The organism is Streptomyces sp. NPDC021096 (assembly GCF_040641275.1).
GTDB lineage: Bacteria > Actinomycetota > Actinomycetes > Streptomycetales > Streptomycetaceae > Streptomyces.
This window is the reverse complement of record NZ_JBFADG010000002.1, coordinates 291,495-313,349: the sequence shown is the minus strand read 5'-3', so window position 1 is coordinate 313,349 and position 21,855 is coordinate 291,495. Positions and strand designations below refer to the sequence as shown.

At 70.3% G+C, this 21,855-nt stretch carries 21 protein-coding genes and 4 pseudogenes; 15 read left to right on the top strand and 10 right to left on the bottom strand.

The genetic code is table 11. The features are described from left to right. The first annotated feature begins 41 nt into the window (after positions 1-41). A complete protein-coding gene (locus tag AB0G59_RS05085; protein ID WP_360908137.1) occupies positions 42-920 on the top strand; it encodes a LysR family transcriptional regulator in 879 nt (292 codons plus the stop codon). Here AB0G59_RS05085 and AB0G59_RS05080 read toward each other — a convergent pair. The 4 genes and pseudogenes from AB0G59_RS05080 to AB0G59_RS05065 all read right to left on the bottom strand — a co-directional run. After that, a pseudogene (locus AB0G59_RS05080) lies at positions 848-2,062 on the bottom strand (FAD-dependent oxidoreductase); the annotation flags it as partial. The gene AB0G59_RS05085 and the pseudogene AB0G59_RS05080 overlap by 73 nt on opposite strands. 8 nt (positions 2,063-2,070) lie before the next feature. Continuing rightward, a pseudogene (locus AB0G59_RS05075) lies at positions 2,071-2,667 on the bottom strand (FAD-dependent oxidoreductase); the annotation flags it as partial. Between the two features lie 26 nt (positions 2,668-2,693). Then, entirely contained in the window at positions 2,694-2,933 is a 240-nt protein-coding gene (locus tag AB0G59_RS05070) for a hypothetical protein (protein WP_360908134.1), read from the bottom strand. Between the two features lie 922 nt (positions 2,934-3,855). Beyond that, positions 3,856-4,101 (bottom strand): hypothetical protein, encoded by a 246-nt coding sequence (locus AB0G59_RS05065; protein WP_360908634.1) that lies wholly within the window; start codon positions 4,099-4,101, stop codon positions 3,856-3,858. 2 nt (positions 4,102-4,103) lie between these two features. On the opposite strand from AB0G59_RS05065, the pseudogene AB0G59_RS05060 reads away from it, so the two are divergent. The 3 genes and pseudogenes from AB0G59_RS05060 to AB0G59_RS05050 all read left to right on the top strand — a co-directional run. Continuing rightward, a pseudogene (locus AB0G59_RS05060) lies at positions 4,104-4,240 on the top strand (helix-turn-helix transcriptional regulator); the annotation flags it as partial. Next, on the top strand, positions 4,217-4,492 hold the full coding sequence (locus AB0G59_RS05055) for a hypothetical protein (protein WP_360908132.1): 276 nt from the start codon (positions 4,217-4,219) through the stop codon (positions 4,490-4,492). The pseudogene AB0G59_RS05060 and the gene AB0G59_RS05055, both read left to right, overlap by 24 nt. Positions 4,493-4,887: 395 nt before the next feature. Continuing rightward, positions 4,888-5,175: a hypothetical protein gene (locus AB0G59_RS05050; protein ID WP_360908130.1), complete on the top strand. Its 288-nt coding sequence runs from the start codon at positions 4,888-4,890 to the stop codon at positions 5,173-5,175. Here AB0G59_RS05050 and glsA read toward each other — a convergent pair. Both glsA and AB0G59_RS05040 read right to left on the bottom strand, forming a co-directional pair. Continuing rightward, the gene (gene glsA / locus AB0G59_RS05045; protein WP_360908128.1) at positions 5,163-6,728 is read right to left on the bottom strand and encodes a glutaminase A; all 1,566 of its coding nucleotides are present in this window, start codon (positions 6,726-6,728) and stop codon (positions 5,163-5,165) included. The genes AB0G59_RS05050 and glsA overlap by 13 nt on opposite strands. Before the next feature lie 750 nt (positions 6,729-7,478). Beyond that, positions 7,479-8,318, bottom strand: a complete 840-nt coding sequence (locus AB0G59_RS05040) for an NAD(P)H-binding protein (RefSeq protein ID WP_360908125.1) — start codon at positions 8,316-8,318, stop codon at positions 7,479-7,481. 91 nt (positions 8,319-8,409) lie between these two features. Between AB0G59_RS05040 and AB0G59_RS05035 the strand changes: the two genes are divergently transcribed. After that, on the top strand, positions 8,410-8,781 hold the full coding sequence (locus tag AB0G59_RS05035; RefSeq protein WP_360908123.1) for a helix-turn-helix domain-containing protein: 372 nt from the start codon (positions 8,410-8,412) through the stop codon (positions 8,779-8,781). 206 nt (positions 8,782-8,987) lie between these two features. Here AB0G59_RS05035 and AB0G59_RS05030 read toward each other — a convergent pair whose 3' ends face one another. Then, positions 8,988-9,620, bottom strand: coding sequence for an RICIN domain-containing protein (locus AB0G59_RS05030; protein WP_360908121.1), 633 nt, complete (start codon positions 9,618-9,620; stop codon positions 8,988-8,990). A gap of 66 nt (positions 9,621-9,686) precedes the next feature. Between AB0G59_RS05030 and AB0G59_RS05025 the strand changes: the two genes are divergently transcribed. Continuing rightward, positions 9,687-10,058: a GDSL-type esterase/lipase family protein gene (locus tag AB0G59_RS05025; RefSeq protein WP_360908119.1), complete on the top strand. Its 372-nt coding sequence runs from the start codon at positions 9,687-9,689 to the stop codon at positions 10,056-10,058. On the opposite strand, the gene AB0G59_RS05020 is transcribed toward AB0G59_RS05025, so the two are convergent. Then, on the bottom strand, positions 10,022-10,690 hold the full coding sequence (locus AB0G59_RS05020) for an SDR family NAD(P)-dependent oxidoreductase (protein WP_360908117.1): 669 nt from the start codon (positions 10,688-10,690) through the stop codon (positions 10,022-10,024). The two genes, AB0G59_RS05025 and AB0G59_RS05020, sit on opposite strands and share 37 nt — an antisense overlap. Before the next feature lie 342 nt (positions 10,691-11,032). On the opposite strand from AB0G59_RS05020, the gene AB0G59_RS05015 reads away from it, so the two are divergent. Further along, complete coding sequence (locus AB0G59_RS05015; RefSeq protein WP_360908115.1) at positions 11,033-12,547, top strand: FAD-dependent oxidoreductase; 1,515 nt, start codon at positions 11,033-11,035, stop codon at positions 12,545-12,547. A gap of 2 nt (positions 12,548-12,549) precedes the next feature. Here the strand turns inward: AB0G59_RS05015 and AB0G59_RS05010 are convergent, their stop codons facing one another. Then, positions 12,550-12,795: a transposase gene (locus AB0G59_RS05010; RefSeq protein WP_360908632.1), complete on the bottom strand. Its 246-nt coding sequence runs from the start codon at positions 12,793-12,795 to the stop codon at positions 12,550-12,552. A gap of 124 nt (positions 12,796-12,919) precedes the next feature. Here AB0G59_RS05010 and AB0G59_RS05005 point away from each other — a divergent pair, with 124 nt between their 5' ends. From AB0G59_RS05005 to AB0G59_RS04970, 8 genes are all read left to right on the top strand, one after another. Continuing rightward, positions 12,920-13,267 (top strand): hypothetical protein, encoded by a 348-nt coding sequence (locus AB0G59_RS05005; RefSeq protein ID WP_360908113.1) that lies wholly within the window; start codon positions 12,920-12,922, stop codon positions 13,265-13,267. Continuing rightward, positions 13,264-13,635 (top strand): peptide deformylase, encoded by a 372-nt coding sequence (locus AB0G59_RS05000; protein WP_360908630.1) that lies wholly within the window; start codon positions 13,264-13,266, stop codon positions 13,633-13,635. Before AB0G59_RS05005 ends, AB0G59_RS05000 begins: the two co-directional genes overlap by 4 nt. Then, a complete protein-coding gene (locus AB0G59_RS04995; protein WP_360908628.1) occupies positions 13,548-13,832 on the top strand; it encodes a peptide deformylase in 285 nt (94 codons plus the stop codon). Before AB0G59_RS05000 ends, AB0G59_RS04995 begins: the two co-directional genes overlap by 88 nt. A gap of 698 nt (positions 13,833-14,530) precedes the next feature. Further along, positions 14,531-15,268 carry a helix-turn-helix domain-containing protein gene (locus AB0G59_RS04990; protein ID WP_360908111.1) on the top strand — a complete coding sequence of 246 codons (738 nt, stop codon included), beginning with the start codon at positions 14,531-14,533 and terminating at the stop codon, positions 15,266-15,268. Between the two features lie 69 nt (positions 15,269-15,337). Further along, positions 15,338-16,783, top strand: coding sequence for a CoA transferase (locus AB0G59_RS04985; RefSeq protein WP_360908109.1), 1,446 nt, complete (start codon positions 15,338-15,340; stop codon positions 16,781-16,783). Positions 16,784-16,867: 84 nt separating this feature from the next. Next, positions 16,868-18,061, top strand: coding sequence for a CoA transferase (locus AB0G59_RS04980; protein WP_360908107.1), 1,194 nt, complete (start codon positions 16,868-16,870; stop codon positions 18,059-18,061). A gap of 74 nt (positions 18,062-18,135) precedes the next feature. Continuing rightward, entirely contained in the window at positions 18,136-19,323 is a 1,188-nt protein-coding gene (locus AB0G59_RS04975) for an acyl-CoA dehydrogenase family protein (RefSeq protein ID WP_360908105.1), read from the top strand. Then, the gene (locus AB0G59_RS04970) at positions 19,323-20,387 is read left to right on the top strand and encodes an acyl-CoA dehydrogenase family protein (RefSeq protein ID WP_360908103.1); all 1,065 of its coding nucleotides are present in this window, start codon (positions 19,323-19,325) and stop codon (positions 20,385-20,387) included. The genes AB0G59_RS04975 and AB0G59_RS04970 overlap by 1 nt, the downstream gene beginning before the upstream one ends. 471 nt (positions 20,388-20,858) lie before the next feature. Here the strand turns inward: AB0G59_RS04970 and AB0G59_RS04965 are convergent. Next, positions 20,859-21,552 (bottom strand): annotated as a pseudogene (locus tag AB0G59_RS04965) (helix-turn-helix domain-containing protein); the annotation flags it as partial. Between the last annotated feature and the right edge of the window lie 303 nt (positions 21,553-21,855).

The following is a 21,855-nucleotide window of genomic DNA, read 5'->3' as shown; positions in this document are numbered from 1 at the left end:
GGTCCAAGACTTCCTTTCTACCTCTGCCATAGCATGAGTGAATGGCAACGCTGAGGCAGTTCGAGTACCTGGTCACCGTCGTCGACACAGGGTCGTTCACGCGCGCCGCCGAACTGCTGCACGTCTCCCAGCCCACCCTGTCCAACCAGGTCAGGGCGCTGGAGCGCATCGCGGGCGGCCCTCTCCTGGAGCGCCTGCCGCGTTCGGTACGCCTCACCCCGATGGGCCGGGCAATGCTCCCCCACGCCCGCGCCGCCCTCGCCGACGCCCAGCGGGCGCGCGGCGCCGCGCGCCGGGCCGGCGGCCTCGACGGCGGCGAGATCCTGCTCGCCACCGTCTACTCGATCACGCTCGGGGTACTCCCCCCGGTCCTGCGCGCCTGGCACGGCAGCCACCCCGGGGTCCGCATCCGCCTGCTGGAGTTCCCGCACGCCCGGGACCTGCGGGACGCCATGGCCGCCGGCCGCGCCGACCTCGCCGTCGGACCGGTACCGCACGACTGGGAGGGGCCCGTACGGGAGCTGGGGACCGAGGAGTTCGTGGTGGTCCTGCCCGCGGCGGAGCCGGCCCCCGCCGACGACCGGGGCCGCGTACGCCTCGCCGACCTCGCTGACAGAGCCTGGGTCCAGTACGCCCCCGGCAACGGCCTCGCCGAGGTGCTCGACACCGCTTGCGCCGCGGCCGGCTTCCAGCCCCGCATCGCCGTGCGCACCGAGCAGACCGCCGCGGCGCCGCTCCTCGCGGCCGCCGGACTGGGCCCGGCCCTTGTTCCCGCCAACCTCCTGCCGCCCGGTTTCACCGACCGCCGCCTCTGCCCCGACCCGCCCGTACGCCGCATCCTGTGCGCCTACACCCGCCCCGCGCCCGACCCGCTCACCGCGGCCTTCCTCGACACGCTCACCGCCCACGCCCACGTCTGACGTCCGCTCGGCCGGCGGGGAGAGGATCTACTCGGTGGGGGCCGCCCGTTCGCAGAACTGGCCGCCGACACACCGGAGCAAAAGCAGGTGTGCACCAACTTCCACGATCCGTAATGTTCTGTCAGGCCACGCCAGGGACCGCGTCCGGATCTCGTCGAAGATCGCTCAGATAGGCCGGTGCGGGACGGGAGCCTGTCGCGGTCTTGGTGGTCCGCGCCAACAGTTTCCCACGGCCCGCCCCGGCCGGGAGTCAATGACCTACGCGGCGGTCGGCCGCTCCACCTCGCGACCTGGGTCGGCTCCGCGCCGACCGCCGGCTCCTGGAAGCCGAGCTCGAATCCGACCCGGCATGTGATCCCTGTATGGCTCCGACGCCTTCCTGGGTGCCTGGCTGAGAGGTCGTCGACGCGCCCGCGCACCCAGTCCTCCATGGGGGTGCAGTCGAGCCAGAACGGCATATGCATGCCTTGTTCTTGGATGGTGTCCACCGTGTGCTGGACGGTGTCGGTGATCGCCTCGGCGGGGGTCATGACCTGGATGGGTGGGCGTTCGGGAGCGAAGTGGGCAACATCTGCGTCGAGGTCTGCGTCCGGACCGGCGTCGGCCCCGGGAGATGCGAGCAGCACCGTGGCCAGGTGGCGGGCGACGACAGGTGAGTAGTGGAAGCCGTCGCGGTACGTGCCGGTGGCGAAGACCAGACCGGACAGGGAACAGGTACCGAGGAGAGGGAAACAGTCCAGCGGGATGGGGCGGCAGCCTGACATCAGGTGCTGGATGCGGCCGAAGGCCAGGGTGTGGTCGATCTGCTCGCACGCCTCGCGCATGAGGGTGTGGGTGGAGCCGAGTTCGGGCCCGGTGATGGGGGTGGTGGTGATGAGATTGGTGGCGCCGATGTACTGGTGGCCGGGCGTGGCCAGGGGGACGACGTGGATGCCGCAGGTGGCGGCGCGGTTGGGGGTGCGCAGGACGTGGCGCGATCCGGGGCCGCTGGTGGCAGTGCGGGACACCTGCAGGGACACGCCGGTGCCGTAGAGCATGGGCGGTACCGCGCCCGGGGGCAGGACGCCGTCGGCCAGGGAGCCGCTGGTGGCACCCGCGGCCAGGACGACGCTGCCGGCGGACAGGGTGTGCTGCCGCCCGCCAGCCGCACCCCGGTCACCGCCCCGGGACGGGCCAGCAGCTCGCGTGCGGTGTCCGGCACCATGCGCACGCCCAGGTTGACGGCGGCCGCTTCCAGGGCGGCCAGAAGGGCACGGGCATCGACGTAACCCTCGCGGTCAAGGCGCAGTACGAGCAGCGGACGGGCCTGGCTGCGGGGTGCCAGGCCGTCGACCTCCCGGGGGTCGACCATCTCGTGGGGCTCACCATGGTCGGTCAGGGCTCGTCGCATCGCCTGGAAGTTGTCGGTCGCGACCCTTCCCGACCGGGCTCCGAGAAGGACGTAGGTGCCCTGGGCATGCGAGGCCAGCAGGGTGCGGCCCGCGGGAGCGCCGGCCAAGTCGGCGAGCATCTCCAGCCACTGGGGCCAGGCGTCCAGTGCCCGGCGGGCCAGGGCGAAACGGGCCCGGGCTGCAGGGTGGCGGGCGGTGTAGCGGGTGACTTCGCCGAAGCAGTTCAGCATCGCTCCGGCCGCGGGAGTGGCCGCCATCGGCCGCCCCGGCGGACCCACGACCACCACACGCAGTCCCGGTGACTGCCGTGCGACCTCCACGGCCACGGACAGCCCCAGCACTCCGTTGCCGACCACCACATCAGCACTGCGGGCTCCGGCCGTCACGGCTGGATCTCCAGCTGTACCCCGTTGCTGCTGCTCCGGAGGCCGGAGGCCAAGCAGTCCGTGGGCAGTTGACTGGGCAGCGCGATCACGGTCCGCTGCGCGGCCCGTCCTTCACCGCGGCCCTCCACGACCCGTCCCGACAGCCTGGTGAGGGTGACGCCCGCGAGATGCAGGACGGTGGCGTCGTCGTAAACGATCAGCGAGCGGCGGTGATCGGCGTACTGGACAGTCTCCACCGCACGGGAGCCGCCGCCTCCAGCACAGGACAACGCAGGCGAATCCGAGTCGACGAACCCCGTGGCCGCTACGGTCCGGCCGGGCGCGACGGTGCAGGTGTACTGGTCGTCCGAGTGGACGTGGGTCGGCCGCGCATTGCCGCCCGCGTGCCACTTGTCTCACGAATGGCTCATGGGGGTGAGCTGTTCGATGCCGTAACGACGGCGCAGCGTGTCGACCGCCGTGAGCTCGGGCGGGCAATCTGACACTCGCGTTCGCCGCGAACTCACGGGCCAACCCCCAAAATGAGGCCATCGGCGCTCGGGGTCCGGCAGAACAGCCTTCAGTCTCCGTGGACCCGCGGCCCTCTCAGCATGAGCGCGCCGACACCTCAGCCGCCGGGGCGCCCTGCCCAGAGTCCATACGAGTCAGCGACCCGTCCCCGCATCACCCCAACCGCGATGGAAGGGACGGACATGTCAGGAGCTGCTGTGGGGGCGGTGCTCTGTGGTGTCGCCGGGGCGGTAGTGGTGTTCCTCGGCACCGCGGCGTTGATCGCCTCGACGAGCTGACGATGACGGGACAACGGGACAGAAGACGAGGCCGGGGGCCTCGGCGGACCGGGCCCACTGCCGGGCGATCGTGCATCGTGCCGGCAACCGGCCGATGCCTGTCCACGAGCTCCCCGGCGGCGTAGGCGGGGTGCGACTGCGGGTGTTCGACCTGTTTCAGTGCCTCGTCCCTACGTCGGCGGTCGCCTGCGGATCCTGGGGCGCGCGGGCGGTGGCGGCCGGCCCGGCGTGCCTCGCGGATCGGCTCGTACGCGGCGATGGGTTCGGTGTGTACCGCGGATGTGCCGGACCACTCGGTGGCGTAAGGGCCGGGTTCGACGATCGTGACGTGGATGCCGAGCGGGGCCGACTTCCTGGGCGAGCGTTTCGCTCATCCCCTCGAGCGCCTACTTGGAGGCGTTGTACAGCCCGAGGGTGGGGAAGGCGGCCAGACCAGGTGGCCGAACTCGTCGACGGCCCGCTGCACGGCAGCGGTGACGGCCGCGCGGTCAGTGACGTCGAGGCGCAGCGGGAGGACGCTGTCGCCGTAGGTATCGACGAGGGAGTGCAGGGACTCGGGGCGGCGCGCTGTGGCGGCGCCCTGGTCGCCGCGGGTAAGAGCCGCTTCGGCCCAGATCCGGCCGACGCCGGGTCCCGGGGCTGCACCGGGACGAGCTGGCCCGGCTGGCCGGTATCAGCGAGCCGTACCTGACCCGGCTGGAACAGGGTGCCGACCGCGCCCGTCACCGCAGGTGCTGCGGGCGCTCGCGCGGGCACCGGAGCTGGATGCCGACACCTCCGCGTACATGTTCGCGCTCGCCGCTCCGGATCCCGTACGGCCTTCGGACACCGAGGGCACCCCTGACTGGCCGGAGATCGCCGCTCAGACCGCCGCGGCCCTGCGCGCCGAGGCCGACCCCCGCGATCCCAGGATCGCGTCGCTCATCGACGAGCTGGCCGCCGGTGCGGAACCGCCAGATCACCCCCTCGAACTGCTCACGCAGCCGCTCGTCCGCAGTTCGTGCTGAACACGCTCCTGCGCCGCTTCGACGATCCCCGCCTGCTCGAGGACTTCTTCGCGTACCAGTTAGAGCCTGGTCCTGCGCGGCCCGCGCCACCTGCCCATCGTCACATTGCGACGTCTGTGGAAGGGCTGTTTTCACGACCCCGGCAATGCCCCGCTCCGGAGTCCGAAAGGCTCGTCCGATAAGGCGTGGTCCACTCCGGAGTGAGGCGAGAATCATGCGCCGGCGCATACCCCCTATGTGCCCCTCTCAGCGCTATGTGCTCCTTATGTCCACAGCCTGTCGTGTGAGCGCTCTCGTGTCAGCCCACCCCGCATCACTACCATTACGAGGCATAATTCCTATGCTGCAAAGGGTAATCAATGAATCCCGGAGGCGATGTCCCGCAGGGGGAATCCATGGACGGCGCACATTCTGTCGACGCCGGTCGGATACTTCAGATCGCGGAGGTGACCGCCCGGCCCACCGCCATCCGGTGCATGGGCCGCTCCTACCATGCCAGCGCACAGGGCGACACCGTCGTCTTTCATGACGTCACCGACATTACCCGTCCCATCACCTTGGGGACGGCCCACCGTACCGACGGCCACGCGTGGGACATCGTCACCGCACGCGGCCGGCGCCTGCCGCCGGCCACCGAACTGCTGCCCGTCCTCGTCGCCCTCCGCCGGGCCTACTGGCCCTGAGCCCGGCCTCCGGCCCGGCCAGGCATGTCGGCGGCATCGGCGAGCAACTGGGCCAGCTGCCGGTGACCGGAACGGTTGGCGTCATCGAAGGGCGTCCCGCCCCAGCGGTCCACCGGCTTCGGGTCGACTCCCACGGACAGCAGAAATTCCACGGTTTCCCGGTGCCCCTCGGCCGCGGCCAGGTGCAGGGCGGTGCGTCCGTCGTAGTCGGTGGCGCCGAGGGGGACGTTGCAGGCGGCCATGCGACGGATTTCGCTGAGGTCTCCCTGGCTGGCGGCGAAACACAGGCCCACGATGCCCTCGATGGCACTCTGCTGACGCTTGAAGCGGGGGTCGCGTTTGCAGGTCTCGGCACCGGTGCCGGTGAGCAGGTCGTAAGTGTGCACGTTGTAGCAGTCGACCAGGCGCCGGCAGACCTCGATCCCGCGCACCGAATTCCCCTGGGCATCCAGTCGAGGCGACCAGATGGCGATGCCCATCAGCTGAGGCACGACCAGCATCAAGGCACCGGAGACTCCACTCTTGGCGGGCAGGCCGATGGTGAAGGCGAACTCACCCGAGAAGTCGTACATGCCGCACGAGGACATCAGCGACAGGCAGTGGCGCACCGTCTGGGCGGAGAACACAGGATCCTCCGTCAACGGACACACCCCGGCATTGGCCAGGGAGGCCGCCGCGACGGCCAGTTGCTGTGCATTGAGCTCGATCGAACAGCACTGGAAGTAGAACTCCAAGGTGGCCAGGAGATCGGTGCCGGGTGGGAAGGCGCCGCGTTCCCGCATCGAGTAGCCAAGAGCGAAGTTCCGGTCCGCAGTATTGCGTTCGGACAAGTAGACAGAATTGTTGAAGCCGACGCTGCGCCCGCCGACGAGGCGTTTCCAGGTCTCGGCCACGTAGTCGAAGCGGTCCGCGGCATCCAGGCCGCGCTGGATGAGTGCACAGCTCATGATGGCCCCGGCGTTTATCATCGGGTTGTGCGGCAACCCGGCCTTGTTGAAGGTCAGCTCGTTGAAGCCGTGCCCGCTGGGCTCCCGTCCCACATGGCGGTGGACGGTGTCGGGCCCGTGCTCTTCCAGGGTGAGGCAGTAGCTCACGGTCTTGGAGACCGACTGCAGGCAGAAGTTCACGCCCGCGTCGCCGATGGAGAAACGCTGTCCGTCCACCGTGCACACCGACATGGCGAACTGGTCCGCGTCCACCCGCGCGAGCTGGGGGATGTACTCGGCGACGGCACCGGTCCGATCGGCGCGGACCTCCTGGTAGATGCGCTGGAGGTCGTCCACCAGCGCCGGGAAGTCAGGAACTGCGAGTTCCCCGCGGGCGGCACGCTCGATGATGGCTCGGTTGCGCCGGGTGGCGGCTGCGAACTCCTCCACGGTCAGCAGCAGCGGCTCGGCCGGTAACCGGGCAGGGCGGGCGCGGTGCAGATTGGCGATGGTCTCAGCGATCCTCGGGTCGTCGGGCAAAATGCCCGCCTGGCACAGCACCTCCAGCAGCCGACCGGGAGAGAGCAAACCGGATGAATCCTGCTCGAAGCAGCCGAAGACACTCACATGAGCTGCTCCGTCCTGGCCACAAAAGGGGCCTGGACACAAGGAGCGGGCCGCAGACCGCTTCCCGGCCTTCGCAGCAGGCAATGAGCTCCTCCGATCAGTTGCAGCGGGCAGGGCCTCGCGCCTCTCCAAGGAACGACTGATGGACTGCATGGGCCAAGCCGGTGGGACCGACGGAGTGCACCGTCCCGAGCAATCCCACCGCAACGACGATTCCCAGCCACTGGCGACGAAAACCGGCCTCTCCGAGCCCGGCGCACTCGGGCGGGTGGTGCGGTTGCGGGCACCAGGGCGTTCCGATCCCCACGCGCTGCACGCCCCGAAACGCTCCGTCACGCTCTGTCCACGCCCACGCAGCGACGATCCCGAGGGTCACTCGAGACCGTCGATGATTTCGCCGGGACGGTGCGGCTGCCGGGTGAGGTGGACGCGCCCAGGACGAGTTCCTCGCCATCGTCGGCGATCTGGTCGGCGCACAGCACACCCGTCCATTCGCAGCACTGCTGTTGACCAGCGTGCACGGGATCACGGATATGGAGGTCAACGGGCACGCCGTTCCGGGCCCGGTCAGCAACTCGGCCACGACATCGTTCGCGCCGTCGTCAGCCTGCTGAACGAGCAGCGCACGAAGTGAGCCATCTGAAGTGTCCGTCCCGGGCCATAACGCCAACGTCAACTTCGGGCCAGGTTCCTCGACTACCGGCAGTGATCCGCCGGCACGCCGATCAGTGACAGCGGCGCCGACCGGTCTCAGCGGAACGCGGCGATATTGCGGGCGGCCCAGTCGGCGAACGGGCGCGGGGCTCGGCCGAGGACCCGCTGGATGTCCGGGCTGACGCGCAGCTCGGCCGGGCTCGGGGAACCGAGGATGTCCAGGGTGTCCTCGGCGAGCTCCGCCGGCATGCTCCGGGCCATGGCGGTCTTGGCCTCGTCGCGGGTCAGGCCGTGAAACCGCACTGGCGAGCCCAGTGCGGCGGCGATGGCCTCCGCCTGCCGGCGCGGCGTAATGACCTCCGGGCCGGTCAGCTCGTACACGCCGCCGGCGTGCCGGTCCTCCAGCAGGCAGGCCGCCGCGACCTCGGCGATGTCCTCCGGGTCGATGATCGGCACCCCGACGTCGCCGAAGGGAGCGGCGACGACCCGCTGCGCGCGGACGGACTCGGCCCACCACAGGGCGTTGGAGGCGAAGCCGCCCGGCCGCAGGATGGCCCACTCGAGACCGGACTCCCGCAACACGTCCTCCACCGCGCGCAGAGCGATCCGCGTCGGACCGAAGGGCCTGGTCGCCACGCCCTGCGAGGAGAGCAGGACGATCCGGCGAACTCCGCTGGCAGCAGCTTCACCGATGATGGAGGCCGGGCTGGCTCCGGCGGCGTGCATATCACCAGGCAGCAGTACGAACAGCGCCTCCGCCCCGGCCAGCACGGGCTCGAGGCTGGCCTGCTCGGCCAGGTCGGCCGCCACATGGCGGACACCGTTCGGCACCGCCGCCGCGTGCCGCGAAACCGCCGTCACCTGCTGGCCCGCCTCGCCCAGCGCCCGCGTCAACGGCCGTCCCACATTCCCGGTAGCCCCGGTCACCACGATCATGATCAGCTCCTTGTTCGACGTCCTCGGCGGCCTTCACGCTAGGGACCGGGCTAACTTCTGGTAAGGACATACCCCTAGGTAAGCTCCCCACGTGACGGGAAGCGCGCAGCCCAGACAGCCCGAGGCGGGAGAGCGATATGACGTGTTTCACACGGACTGCCCCGCGCGGGATGTGGTCGACCATGTGACCAGCAGGTGGGGCGTCTGGGTGTTGATCTCCTTGCGGAGCAACGACCTGCGGTTCTACGAGCTGCGCGAGAGCATCCGGGGCATCAGCGAGAAGATGCTCGCCCAGACGCTGCGCGCGCTGGTCCAAGACGGCCTGGTCTGGCGGGAGGTCGAGCCGACGACGCCGCCCCAGGTCACCTACGGGCTGACCGAGTTCGGGCGGGACATCGGCGAGCCGCTGACGGAACTGTTCGACCGGATTACACGGCGGCTGTCGCCGCGCGACGCCGGATAGCGTGGCAGTGGCCGGCCACGAAGGCGCATCCATCGTGACCGGCACCGCACGGCCCGAAGACCTGGTCTGCTGGTCCGCCAGAAGGAGGGCCTGAGCCACGCGCCCAACTCGCCTGCTTACCTGCTCGCCTGCTTGCCAGCTCGCCTGCTTGCCGCGTCGATTGCGGGGCGGGTTCGGGTCTGAGCGGGAGTGCGGACCGAGCGGGGTCAGGCCCGCTCCACCGTCCACCACTGCTGAGGAGTGTTGGCGCACTCGTCCACGATGCCCCTGCGCTCTGCGCCGGGGTCCCCGCCGCCTTCGGGCGTGGGGGCGGCGAGGCAGAGGTGGGTAGCCTCATTGCGGAAGCGGGGTTTGCCGTCCTTGTCGCTTTCGGCGCGCCAGCGGCGACCGGTGTTGTCGTTGTTGGTCCGGGCGTCTCCCCAGCGGAAGATCACTGCCGCGGATCCGGGTCCGGCGCGGTCGTTGGCCCTGACGTCGGCGCACTTGCCTGTTCTGTGCTCGACGAGCTTGACCAGATTGTCGCTGTAGTCGGTGTACCGGATGTCCCAGAGCTGCGCGCTGTTGGGACGGTCGCCCGGGAACAGGTAGAGGTTGGACCGGTCTCGGGAGCTGTAGGGGGCGAGGTAGTCGCCGTTGGCGGAGCGGATGCGCACCGACGGGCCAGGCGCCTGCCAGTGCCTCTCGGAGACCTCACGGGACTTCCTCCACCACAGCTGCGTCTCACGGTTCGCGCAGGGACGGGCGTACATGAACCCCACCCTGTCCTCTGCGGTCAGACACAGGCCGGGCGCGGCGGCGTTGCGCCAGCGCGCGGGACTGCCCTCGTCGACGTCGGACACACCGCACCGGGGCGCAGGCGGGGAAGCGCCCCGCGGAAGGTGGTCCTGATCGGTGTCGCTTCATCAGTGGCCGTAGGTGCCATCGCCTTCCAGGCACAGGCGCAGGCAACCTCAGCAGGCGTACCGAGGGGCGCCAAGTACGTGGCCATGGGCAGCTCGTTCGCCGCGGGCCCCGGCATCACTCCCACCAAGCCCGGCAGCCCGGCGGCGTGCGGGCGCTCCGCGGACAACTACGCCAGCAAGGTCGCGGCCCGTTTCGGCCTTGCGCTGACCGATGTCACCTGCAGCGGCGCCACCGCGAACATCCTCACCACCGGCCAGCACGGCCGGCCGCCGCAGATTTCGGCGGTCACCGCCGACACCCGACTGGTCACGGTCACCATCGGTGGCAGCGACGTCAACTACCTGGGCAGTTTGACCAGCTCCGCCGCGGTGTGAAGGGTGGCGGCGTTGAGCGGGGCGTCGACGTGCATGGGCACGACCCCGTTGACGGTGATCCGGTCGGGTGCGAGTTCGAGCGCGAGACTCTTGAACATCGCGCCGAGCGCCCCCTTGGACGCGCTGTAGATTGCGCGCTCCGGCACGCCCGTCTGCGCCGTGGCCGAGTGGACGTAGACGATGCTGCCGCCCGGCGCGGTCATGGCCGGGATGGCGCTGCGCGAGAGCAGGAACGGACCTTTGGCGTTGAAGCTCATGACCCGGTCCCACTCGGCCGGATCGAGATCTTTGGGAAGGGACTTCGGCGTTACCACGGCGGTCGCGACGACCAGCACGTCAAGCCGTCCATGCCGTTCGAGAGTGGCGGCGACCAGTGCGTCGCAGGCCGCGGGGTCGGTGACGTCGGTCTGGATTCCTATGGCGTCGGAGTCCGGGCGGGTCGCCGCGATCTCTGCCGCAACTTCGGCCGCATCGGGGCCAAGATCGGAGAGAACGAGTTTGGCGCCCTCCTCGGCGAAACGCCACGCCGCGGCGGCACCGATTCCCTGGACGGCCCCGGCGACGGTCATTTCGCGCCGGCTGCCGCCGTGCGCGTCGGCCGCTATGTCCGGCGTGCCTGCTCCGTTCGACAATTCCCACCATTGGGTTGGTCATGACAGGCTACGACCCGCATCGCTCAATCTGCGAGCGGCCGGCTCACCCCGCCCGCGTCAGCCGCGGGTTCCGGAACCTTCACCCGCGCCCCAACCAAGCTGAGTGCCTGTCTGCAGAGCTCTGCCTCTTGCCTGCCCGGCTCGGGATACGGGCGAGGTGGGTCCTGGCTGATCGGTGCTTTGAGCAGGGTGATCGGGCGGTGGAGCTGTCGTGTCGGTGACATATCGGGGGCTGTCGGTCCGATGTCGGTGAGGTCGGGCACCTTTCCAGAGGTCCTGCCGGGTGCCCATCCGGCAGTAGGTCTGTGAAAGGGATCTCTCATGCATGACGTAGTGATCGTGGGCGCCGGCCCGGTGGGTCTGTTCCTTGCCTGCGAGCTCGGCCTCGCGGGCTGCTCTGTCCTGGTGCTCGAGCGAGAGCCCGGGCCCGGCTCCCCGTGGCGGGCGGAACCGCTCGGGATGCGAGGCCTGTCCCCCGTGTCGGTCGAGGCGTTCTACCGCCGCGGGATGCTGCAGCCGCTGCTGACGGCGTCGGGCGTCAACGACGGTTCCGGCGCGAACCCCGAAGCGGACAAGCCATCGCATCGTTTGCGCGGTGGTCACTTCGCCGGCATGAGGCTCGATCCGGACCAGGTCGACGTCACTGCCCTGCCGTTCCGGCTTCCCGGCCCGGCGCTGGAGGGGATGTTGACCACCCTCGAAGCGGTCGAGACGGTGCTGTCCGAGCAGGCAGCCAAGCTCGGAGTGGAAATCAAGCACGGCGTCACGGTCTCGGCCATCGCCCAGAACGATGAGAGCGCGGTCGCGCGAGCCGGCGCGGACGAGTACGCGGCACGCTGGATCGTCGGCTGCGATGGCGGACGCAGTACGGTGCGTGGGCTCGCGGGCTTCGACTTCGTCGGCACCGAGCCGCAGTTCACCGGCTACACCATGCACGCCACCATCGCCGACCCCGAGAAGCTGCGCCCTGGATTCAACCTGACGTCGACGGGCATGTACATCCGGATGCCCTCGGAAGGGCCCATCGGCATGATGGACTTCGACGGTGGCGCGTTCGACCGCTCGCAGCAGCCGACTCGCGACCATCTCCAGGCGGTGCTGCGCCGCGTGTCCGGCACCGACGTAACACTGAGCGACGTCCATCTCGCTTCGAGCTTCACCGATCGGGCGATGCAGACGACGACCTACCGGCAAGGACGCGTTCTGCTCGCGGGCGATGCCGCCCACATCCACTCCCCCCTGGGCGGGCAGGGACTCAACACCGGCCTCGGCGACGCCATGAACCTGGGGTGGAAGCTCGCGGCGACCGTGCACGGGCATGCGCCCGACGGGCTTCTCGACACGTACACCCACGAGCGCCATCCGATCGGCGCAGCGGTGCTCAACTGGTCGCGCGCCCAGGTGGCGGTCATGAAGCCGGACCCGCACGGCCAGGCGATCCAATCAGTGATCCGCGACCTGATCGGGACCCGTGACGGAACGACCTACGTGTTCGAGAGGATGTCGGGATCATCGATCCGTTACGACCTCGGCAGCGAGCACCCGCTGGTCGGCCGCAACGCCCCGGACTTCCGGCTCGAAGACGGCACTCGTCTCGGCGACCTGACGCAGGACGGACGAGGCGTCGCACTTGATTTCAGCACCGACCGACGCCTGCACGCTTCAGCGATGGGCTGGGAGAGCCGGATACGGTATGCGGCCGGGCCGGCGAAGAACGACCTCGGACTGGGTGCCGTGCTGGTCCGACCTGACGGCATCGTCGCCTGGGCGGGCGATCGCCGCCCTGACCCTGAAGCGTTCGAGCGGGCCGCTACTGAGGTTTTCGGTTCGGCGTGACGTCATGACGGGGCCGGGATGAGTCCGGTCCCGGCGATGAAGCCATCGAGCAGGCCGGGCCGGTACTGCATCCGTTTCAGGCGGGTGCGGGCCGGTACGGTGGGTTCGTCGGTGCCGCAGGGGGCGAGGTTGCCGAGGCTGTGCTTGAGGTGTGCCCACATGCCTTCGGCCGGGTTGAGGTCGGGCGTGTACGAGGGGAAACGGAACGCTGTCAGCCCTCGGTGCAGGTCGTGCTCGGCATCGCACATGTTCCGTCGGTCCATCTACCCCTGGGTGTCTTGATGTTCGGTCTGAGCGCAGCCGATCCCTCGGACCCCCGGGGTGCCAGGGCCGGGACCATGGTGCGTCCACCACCCTTCCCAGCCGCGAGCCGTGATCGAGCAGGCATCCGCACCGCAACACTGCCGCTCCCAGCATGCCTACAGCGTCGGGGACGAGAAGTGGGGCCGGTGGTTCCAGCGGGCCGTACAGCTGTCCACCCAGCACCTGGAAGTCCAGCTGACCTTCCCCGCCGTGCTCGACCCGGTCGTCCGGGGGACGGAGACGTCGACGACCGGCGAGGCGTCGCCGCTGCGGACCGCGCCCGTGCGGCGGGACGAGAACGGGACCAGGTTGTTCTCCTGGACGACCTCCACACCGGCCCTCCACGCCCGGTACCTTCTCGAATGGCGCTCCCGTGCGAAGAGCGAACACGACGCGATTCACGAGGAGTTCAGGTGACGGCGGTGCGCCCCAGCGAGCAGATGTGTGACCTCGGCGTTGTCCAGTACGGCGCCCCCGTCCTCGCCGAGGCCACCCGCCCCCTCGACCTGCCGGACGGCAAAGACACCGCCGAGCAGACCATCGAGACGCTGTTCGCCGCCGTGGAGCGGATCGCGCGCGTCCATCCCTTCACCAAGGGCATGGGCATCGCGGCCCCGCAGACCGGCATCGCCCGGGCGGCGGCCGTCGTCCAGCCCACCGACCCCACCGCGGCCCCGATCGCCCAAGTCAACCGCGCATCACCGCCCGCTCCCAGGAGACGGACAAGCAGTACGAGGGGTGCCTGTCCTTCTTCGACGTCCGCGGCATCGTCCCCCGCCCCCTGACGATCACGGTGACGCCCACCGCCCTGGACGGCACCGAGATCACCACGGTGTACGAGCGCGGCCTCGCCCGGCTCGTCACCCACGAGATCGACCACCTCGACGGCCTGCTCCACACCGCCCGCATGCGGCCCGGTATCGAGCCGATCCCCGTCGAGGAGTACCGGCAGACCGGCCGCGCTTGGGCGTACGAACAGTAGACGTGGTCACGGCCCTGGACGCTCTCCGGAGCATCGTGTGGCCCCGCCGCCGGCGCGGATTTCCTCCTCCCTCACGGGCCGTGGGGACTGCTGGAAGCGGCGGACCGGCGGGATGGGTTCAGCCGTGAGGCATGGCACCGGATGCTCCGGGTGCTCCAGGTCGGTCCGGGCTCGGCGTATCTCGGCCGACGGACGGTCGCGATGGATTTCGCCCGCTAGTCGGTCTCCAAGACGCCGCTCGGCTCGCCGTTGCTTCTCCTGCCCCTGTACGCCCGTGGGGAGGAGTACCGGCTCGGGCGGTCTCCTGAAGGAGGCGGCCACCGTATTCCACGCCATCGGCGACTTCGCCACCCCGCCCCCCTGTTCCCTTTCCACTCTTCCCTGTGCGGAGAATCTCGATGCGTACATCAGCACATGCACGATGGAAGCGGTCCGAGCCGCTGGTCGATGACGAGGGCATGCTCGAGGAGCTGGGCTAGTGTGCGCCGGCACGAAAGGGGAGGCGTGAGGAATCGCTTCGCGGACGACTTCGACCCGGAGACGGTCCTTCCGCCTTTGCGTGAACCACCTTCTGCTGCCGGTCTTGTGACGTCTGCGGGGCCGGGCACGGCTTGCTCGTCGGGGTGGGGCGGGAAAGGATGACGGGCCGTGTCGGCGCTCGTGGCCGGCGGCGTACAAGAAGGACAAGGTGGGGCGGGATGAGCGAGCACGGCCGACGGCGGCGTCACCGTACGGTGGACCGGGTCGCGTGGATCCTGGACGCCGCCGCGCGGGAGCCGGGCGGGGTGACCGTGGCCGAGTTGGCGCGGACGGTCGGGGCGCCGGCGAGCTCGGTGCAGGACCTGGTCAACGGCCTTGCCGCGACCGGCTTTCTGCTGGAACGACATGGGCGCTTCAGGCTCGGGCCCGCCCCGCATGTCCTCAACCTCATCGCGGGCCGGGTCGTCCCGCGGATCAGTCAGGCCGAGCTCAACGAACTGAGCCGCGTCGCGGGTACCCCGGTGCTGCTCACGGTGCGGGTGGGGCTCGACGCCGTGCACCTCGCGCGCGGCGGCGAGGACGAGATCCCCCGCCTCCTGCCGCTTGCCGACGAGCACATGGCCCGGCCGCTGCTGCGCACCGCCGCAGGCCGGCTGCTGCTGGCCTTCACCGACGAGGCGGAGCGCCACGGGCTGCTCGACGAGCTCGCCCGTCATGACGCCGAGGCGGTCGCGGAGTTCCGCTGCGCTCTTCCGGCTATCCGCGCGTCGCGCATCAGCCGCAGCGAGGGTCTGGCCGATCCCGAGGTCAGCGCGCTCGCGATCCCCGTCACTGACGGCCCCGTCGTCACGGGCGCCCTCGTTCTGACGCACCGGCGTCGCGGCCGCTCGGAGCGGCTGCGCCTGGACCGGGCGGCGGCCCGGCTGCTCGCGCACATCCAGGAGAGGCGGACGTGACATCCGCATCGATTCACGGATATCCGTGAATCCGGGCGCTCGTGCAGCGCTGGGAACGAGCATCCCGGCATGACTTCGCACACGCTGACCACGACCGGGACGATCTCGCCGACCTCTGTCGGCGAGATGCTCTCCCGGCTGCTGCACACCCTCGGCGACCCCGATCCGGCCCGGGGAGCCGAGGACATCACCGTCGTCGGAGCCGATCCCCTGGTGCCCTCGGTGCACCGCCTCGCCGATGCCATGTCCGCCGCGATCGGTGTCTTCGGGCGGCAGACGGCGGCGGTCGGCGAACAGCGCGGTCACCCGCACCAGAAGGTGGAGGTGCAGGCCGGGGCCGCGATCGACCAGCTCATGGCCACGTATCACACGACGCTCTCGGGGCGCCCGATCGGCGCTCTGCTCGACGATCCGACGCTGCTCGGCAACAACGACTTCTACCGGGCGCGCGACGGCCGGTGGATCTTCATCATCACCACCTATCCGCATCTGCGGGACGCGGTCTGCTCCGTGCTCAGGTGCGGGCTCGACAAGGTGGGGATCGCGCAGGCCACGGCCGAGTGGGACGCCTTCACGCTGGAGGAGGCCATCTGCGCGCGGGGTGGCGCCGCCTGCGTCGTGCGCACCCGCGACGAGTGGCTCGCGCACCCCGCCGGGCGGTACGTGGCCCAGCGTCCGGTCGTCGAGATCGAACGCGTCGGTGACGGACCGGTCCGGCCGCTGGAGCCGATCGGTGAGTCCGATGAGGCGCTCGCGGGCGTACGGGTGCTCGATCTCACCCATGTCATCGCAGGTCCCGTCGCGGCGCGGCTCCTCGCCCAGTTCGGCGCCGACGTGCTGCACTTGTCGCGTCCCGACCGCCCCGACCCGATCCCGATGATCGCGATGACCGGTGGCAGCAAGCGCAATGCCTACTGCGACCTGCGCGACGATCACGACCGTGCGGCCTTCCACGACGCGCTCGAGGAAGCGGACGTCTTCGTGCACGCCTACCGGGGACTTGCCCGGCACGGGGCGTCGACCGAGGAACTCGTCCGGCGCCGCCCCGGACTCATCACCCTCGAATACCACGCCTGGGGCGCCGAAGGACCCTGGGGCGAACGCGGCGGGTTCGACCAACTCGCCTGCTCAGCAGCTGGATTCGCCATCGAGGAGTGGACCGACCGGCCGTCGCTGCCGCCGACGTACCTGCTCAATGACTACCTCGCCGCCTACCTCGGGGCCGCCGCCGTGGCAACGGTCCTGCGCCGGCGTGCGACCGAGGGCGGCTCCTGGCGGATCCGCGTGACCTTGGCCGGGGTCTGCCACTGGGTGCAGGAACTTGGGCTGCTTGCACGGGAGGACGTACTCGACCTGCCCCGGCCCGGGCGCACGCCGTTCGCCGCGCTGTCGACCACCGAGACCGACTTCGGCCCGCTCACCGAACCGGCGACACCGTTCGCGTACAGCGGGCGCACGGTCCCACAGGCCGGCCGACGTTCCCCGCTCGGGTCTGCCGCGCTCCAGTGGCGCTAGGCCACTTCTCCGGGACCCGCCACTGTCGCGACCCCCGCACCTCCGTTCGCCCGCCCCACCCGATACCCCAGGAGGCACCGCAAGATGCCCGAGAAGTCGAGCGCCCCGTCCGGCCGCGGACTCCTCGCCGGAGTCCGCGTCATCGAACTGGCCAGCGTGATCATGGCCCCGTACGCCGCCAAGGAACTCGGTGACCTGGGCGCGGACGTGATCAAGGTCGAGCCGCCCACCGGCGACATGACGCGCCACTACCCGCCGCGGCGCCACCCCGGAATGGGCGGCCCGGCACTCAACCTGAACCGCAACAAGCGCAGCGCCGCCATCGACCTCAAGGCCCCGCACGGTCGCGACGCCCTGCTCGCCCTGCTGCGCACCGCCGACGTCTTCATCACCAACCTGCGCCCGCAGGCCCTGGAGAAGCTCCGCCTCGGCTACGACGAGGCCGCGGCCGTCAACCCCGGTCTGATCTACGCCAATGCCCAGGGCTTCCGCAGCGACAGCCGTTACGGCACGCACGCCGCCTACGACGACATCATCCAGGCGGCCAGCGGCCTGGTCTGGCTCAACCACCAGGTCTCCGGCCAACCGCACTACGTTCCCACCGTCCTCGCCGACAAGATCTGCGGCATGCAGATCGCCCAGTCGGTACTGGCCGCGCTGCACTACCGGGAGCACGGCGGCACCGGACAGCACATCGAGGTCCCGATGGCCGACACCATGCTCGCCTTCAACCTGGTCGAGCACCTGGGAGCGGCCGCCCTGGAGGCCGATGGAGCCTTCGGCTCGGCCCGCTCGCTCAGCCCGCAGCGCCGAGCCCTGCGCACCGCCGACGGCTGGATGTGCATCCTGCCGCACAGCGACCGCAACTGGAGGGACTTCACCTCCTTCGTGGGCCGCCCCGAACTGGCCGCCGACCCGCGCTTCTCCACCGGCCCCGACCGGGCCCGCAACGCCGACGCGTTCTATCCGCTGCTCGCGGGGCTGACGCCGCGGCACACCAGCGCCGAGTGGCAGGCGTTCTGCGACCGGGCGGGCATCGCCGCCGCCCCCGTGCTCGACCTGGCCTCCGCCGCCACCACCGCCTACGCCCAAGAGGGCGGCCTGCTGTACGAGGCCAAACACCCCACCGAGGGCCGCTACCGGGTCATCGGCCGCCCGGTGCGCTACTCGGCCGACCCGGAGCCGGAGCTGCGGCCCTGCCCGGGCATCGGCCAGCACACCGACGAGGTGCTCCGCGAAGCCGGCTTCGACCCTTCCCTGCTGCACCCCACGGGCTGACCGATTTCCGTAACGAAGCTCCGTAACGCAAAGAAATGCATCAATCAATTCACCAACCCGGGAGCGAATGAGCCATGTCGCCTTCGACGCTTTCACCGACCTCGACGCCTTCACCGATCGCATTCCCCGATGTCGCCCTGCCCGAATCGGCCCGCAGGCTCCGCGCCGAGGTCCGCGCCTTTGTCGACGAGGAGCGCGCCCGCGGCACCGTGCTCGGCCGCCCCGACTCCTGGCTGGCCGGCTGGGACCCCGGCTTCAGCCGCCGCCTCGCCGAGCGCGGCTGGGTCGGCATGGCCCTTCCCACCGAGTACGGCGGTGCAGGCCGCGGGTTCCTGGACCGCTATGTGGTGATCGAGGAGCTGCTCGCCGCCGGAGCCCCGGTCAGCGCCCACTGGGTCTCCGACCGGCAGGCCGGCCCGTCCATCCTCCAGCACGGCACCGAGGAGCAGCGCCGTTTCTTCCTGCCCCGGATCGCCGCAGGGCAGTGCTTCTTCTCCATCGGCATGAGCGAGAAGAACAGCGGCTCCGACCTCGCCTCGGTCGCCACGCGCGCCGAACGCACCGCCGATGGCTGGCGGTTGACCGGCACCAAGATGTGGACCGGCGGCGCCCACGTCAACGACTACGCCATCGTCCTCGCCCGCACCGACGACGCCGAGGACAAGCACGCAGGGCTCAGCCAGTTCATCGTCGACCTGCGCGCGTCGGGCGTACGCATCGAGCCGATCCACCTGATGAGCGGCGAGCACCGCTTCAACGCCGTCCACCTCGAAGGCGTCGACGTCCCCGACGGCATGCTGCTCGGGGAGCAGGGCAGTGGCTGGAAGCAGGTCACCGGTGAACTCGCCTTCGAACGCAGCGGCCCGGAACGCTACCTGTCCACCTTCCCCCTGCTGGTCTCCCTGCTCCGCGAACTGGAGCAGCGCCCGGCCACGGCCGAACAGCTCACCCAGGTCGGCATCCTCACGGCTCGCCTGCACAGCATCCGCCGACTGTCCCTCGGCGTGGCCGCGGCCCTGGACGCCGGACACTCGCCCGACACCCAGGCCGCCCTGGTCAAAGACCTCGGTACCCGCCTGGAGGGCGCGCTGGTCGACACCGTCCGCAGCATCCTGCCGACCCCGGCAGACCCGCACGCCACCCCCGGCAGCCACCCCGAACTGCTCGCCTTCGCCCTGCTGCACAGCCCCGGCTACACCCTGCGCGGGGGCACCAACGAAATCCTTCGCGGCATCATCACTCGAGGTCTGGAGCAGCACTGATGAACACCCACACGATCGACACCGGCGCCCCCGTCATCTCCGCGGACGCCTACGACACCACCGCCTTCCACGCCGCTGCGGACGCCATCGCCACGGTCGCCAACACCACCGCCCCCGACGCCGTGGCCCTCCCCTCCGAGGACGCCTCCACCGCCGAACTCCTCGCCGCCGCCCGGGAAGCAGGACACCGCGCCGTCCCCGCCCCTCTCGCCGAGACCGCCCTGGTCGCCCGCCCCCTGCTGCGTTGCGTCGGCCTCCCTGTCCCGGGCGGCCCGCTCAGCTACGCGATCGCCCCCGAGCTGACGATCCGCTACGCCCACCCGGCCGCCTCCGCCGTCGGCTCGGCCGGCTGCCTGGGCGACGACGACACCCTGCTGGTCACCGGCACCCTGCGCCGTGTCCCATGGGCCCGCGCCGCCACCGCGGTGGTCGTGCTGGCCGCCGCCCCCTTTGGCCCAGTCCTGTTCACCCTCACCCCCAGCCAGGCCGTCCTCACCCCCGGCGGCAACCTCGCCGAGGAACCCCGCGACGACCTGTACCTTGCCGCCCTTGAGATCCCCGCCTCGCGGGTCCGCCGGATCTCCCCCGAACTGCTCGACGAGGCCCGGCTCCGCGCGGCCCTGGCCCGCTCCGCCCTGATCGCCGGTGCTGCCGAACGCTGCGTCGACCTGACGGTCGCCCACACCACCGCCCGCACCCAGTTCGGCCGTCCGCTCAGCCGCTTCCAGGCCGTCAAGCAGGAAGAAGCGCGGCTGATCGAGGAGACCGCCCTGGTCCGCGCCGCCGTCCAGGCCGCCGCCCCGCTGGACTTCGGCAGCCCGGCCGCACACGTCGCCATCGCCGCCGCGAAGACCCAGGCCTCCGCCTCGGCCGCCGAGATCGCCCGCATCGCCCACCAACTCCACGGCGCCATCGGCATCACGCAGCTCAACCCGCTCCACCTCGCCACCACCCGCCTGTGGTCCTGGCGCGACGAAGACGGTGACGAAACCTACTGGGCACGCCGCCTGGCCCGCCCCCTCACCGCCACCGCCCTCTGGCCCACCCTCACCTCCACACCCTGACCCCTCGCCCCCACGCCCTGCCCCGCCGCCGACCGGCCAAGACCGACCGGCGGCTCAGCAGCTCTCCCCCGGCTCGGGGTGGTGTCACCGGGTTCGGAGGCATCGACAGACTGCTGATCAGGGCATAACCACCCCACTCTTTTTGATCCCTTCAGAGGTCTGGCGGCTTTCCCGTCCGTACGGCGGAGGCCCATCGAGACTTCGCCGACCATGCGGCGACATACCCCACCCCCGAGCAGCAAGAACTGGGAGCAGAAACCCCGGTCTCGATCAGCTGCGGCGTCTCCACCATCAGGTTGGAGAGAGCCGCTGCATAGACCGAGACCGGGATCAGCACTACCACGAGTCAACGATCAGAGGGGAGTTCGTCTCATCCCGCCGTCCCTTGGGCCGGACAAAGGCCACGGTCAATGAGAAAGGGACAGGCGAAATGCGAGCCTACAGGACACCGGCCCGGGCGAATTCGGCCGCCAGAAAGATGGGGGCGCCGTCCGGGCGGGCCGCGCGGATCGACCGCAGGGCCGCCCAGGTGTGGTCGATGCCCTTGCGCCGTCGGACAACGCCCCAGAGCCGGTCGTCACCGACCGAGTAACAGCCGTGGAAATAGGTGATCCCGTGGGTGCGGCGATAAGCGGCCGGCAGCCGGTCCGGGCGGCCGGTGCCCAGCACGAGCCGCCGGTCGGACGGATACCGAGCGGCCGAACTCGTCGAAAGCAAAGGTGCGGTCCGGCCGCTCGTTGATCGCGTACTCGATCCGGTCCAGCTTCACGTCGAAGTCCGGGTCCGGGGATTCCTTCCAGGTCTTGGTCCGCTGGAAGGAGATCCCGCGGCGGACGAGCAGGCCCAGCATGGTCGGACGAGTGGTGGCCGTCTCGGCGACGAAGTCCTCGTCGTCACGGTTGAGCAGGCGGGGACGGCCTCCCGCCCACCGAGGGTCCAGACAGGCCAGCCCCATCTCGTTGAAGCTGTGGATCACGTCCCGGACGGTGTCCTCGTCCGCCTGGACCAGACGCGCGATGACCGGGACGGTGTTCCCGCCGGCCGAAGCCAGCAGCAGCATCGCCCGCCGGAACCGCACCGCACTCGTAGTGCCCAGCCGCACGATCCGCTGCAGTTTCTGCCCCTCCTGCTCGGTCAACCGACGAACCCTGACCAGTGCCGCCATCCCCGCCCCTCGCTGGCCGTTGCTTCCTACCAGCACAACGAGCAACCCGGCGAACCAATGCGGTCACAGCACTAGGAGCCGCCACCGCTCCGCCTTATCCGCATCCGGACGCGACCATCCACTCCCGGCAATCGATTACCGCGGCGCGTCCGGCAGATGTGCTCGCCGAGCCGAAGCCGACACACGTACTTGTACTTGTCGCCGAGCTGTGTCCCAGCTTGCCGGGACCCGGCCTGATGGAGGTCCGGTAGATTCGACGGACAGCTGATCGGCAAGGGAGCGGCCGGGTGCCGCGCGTGGGAC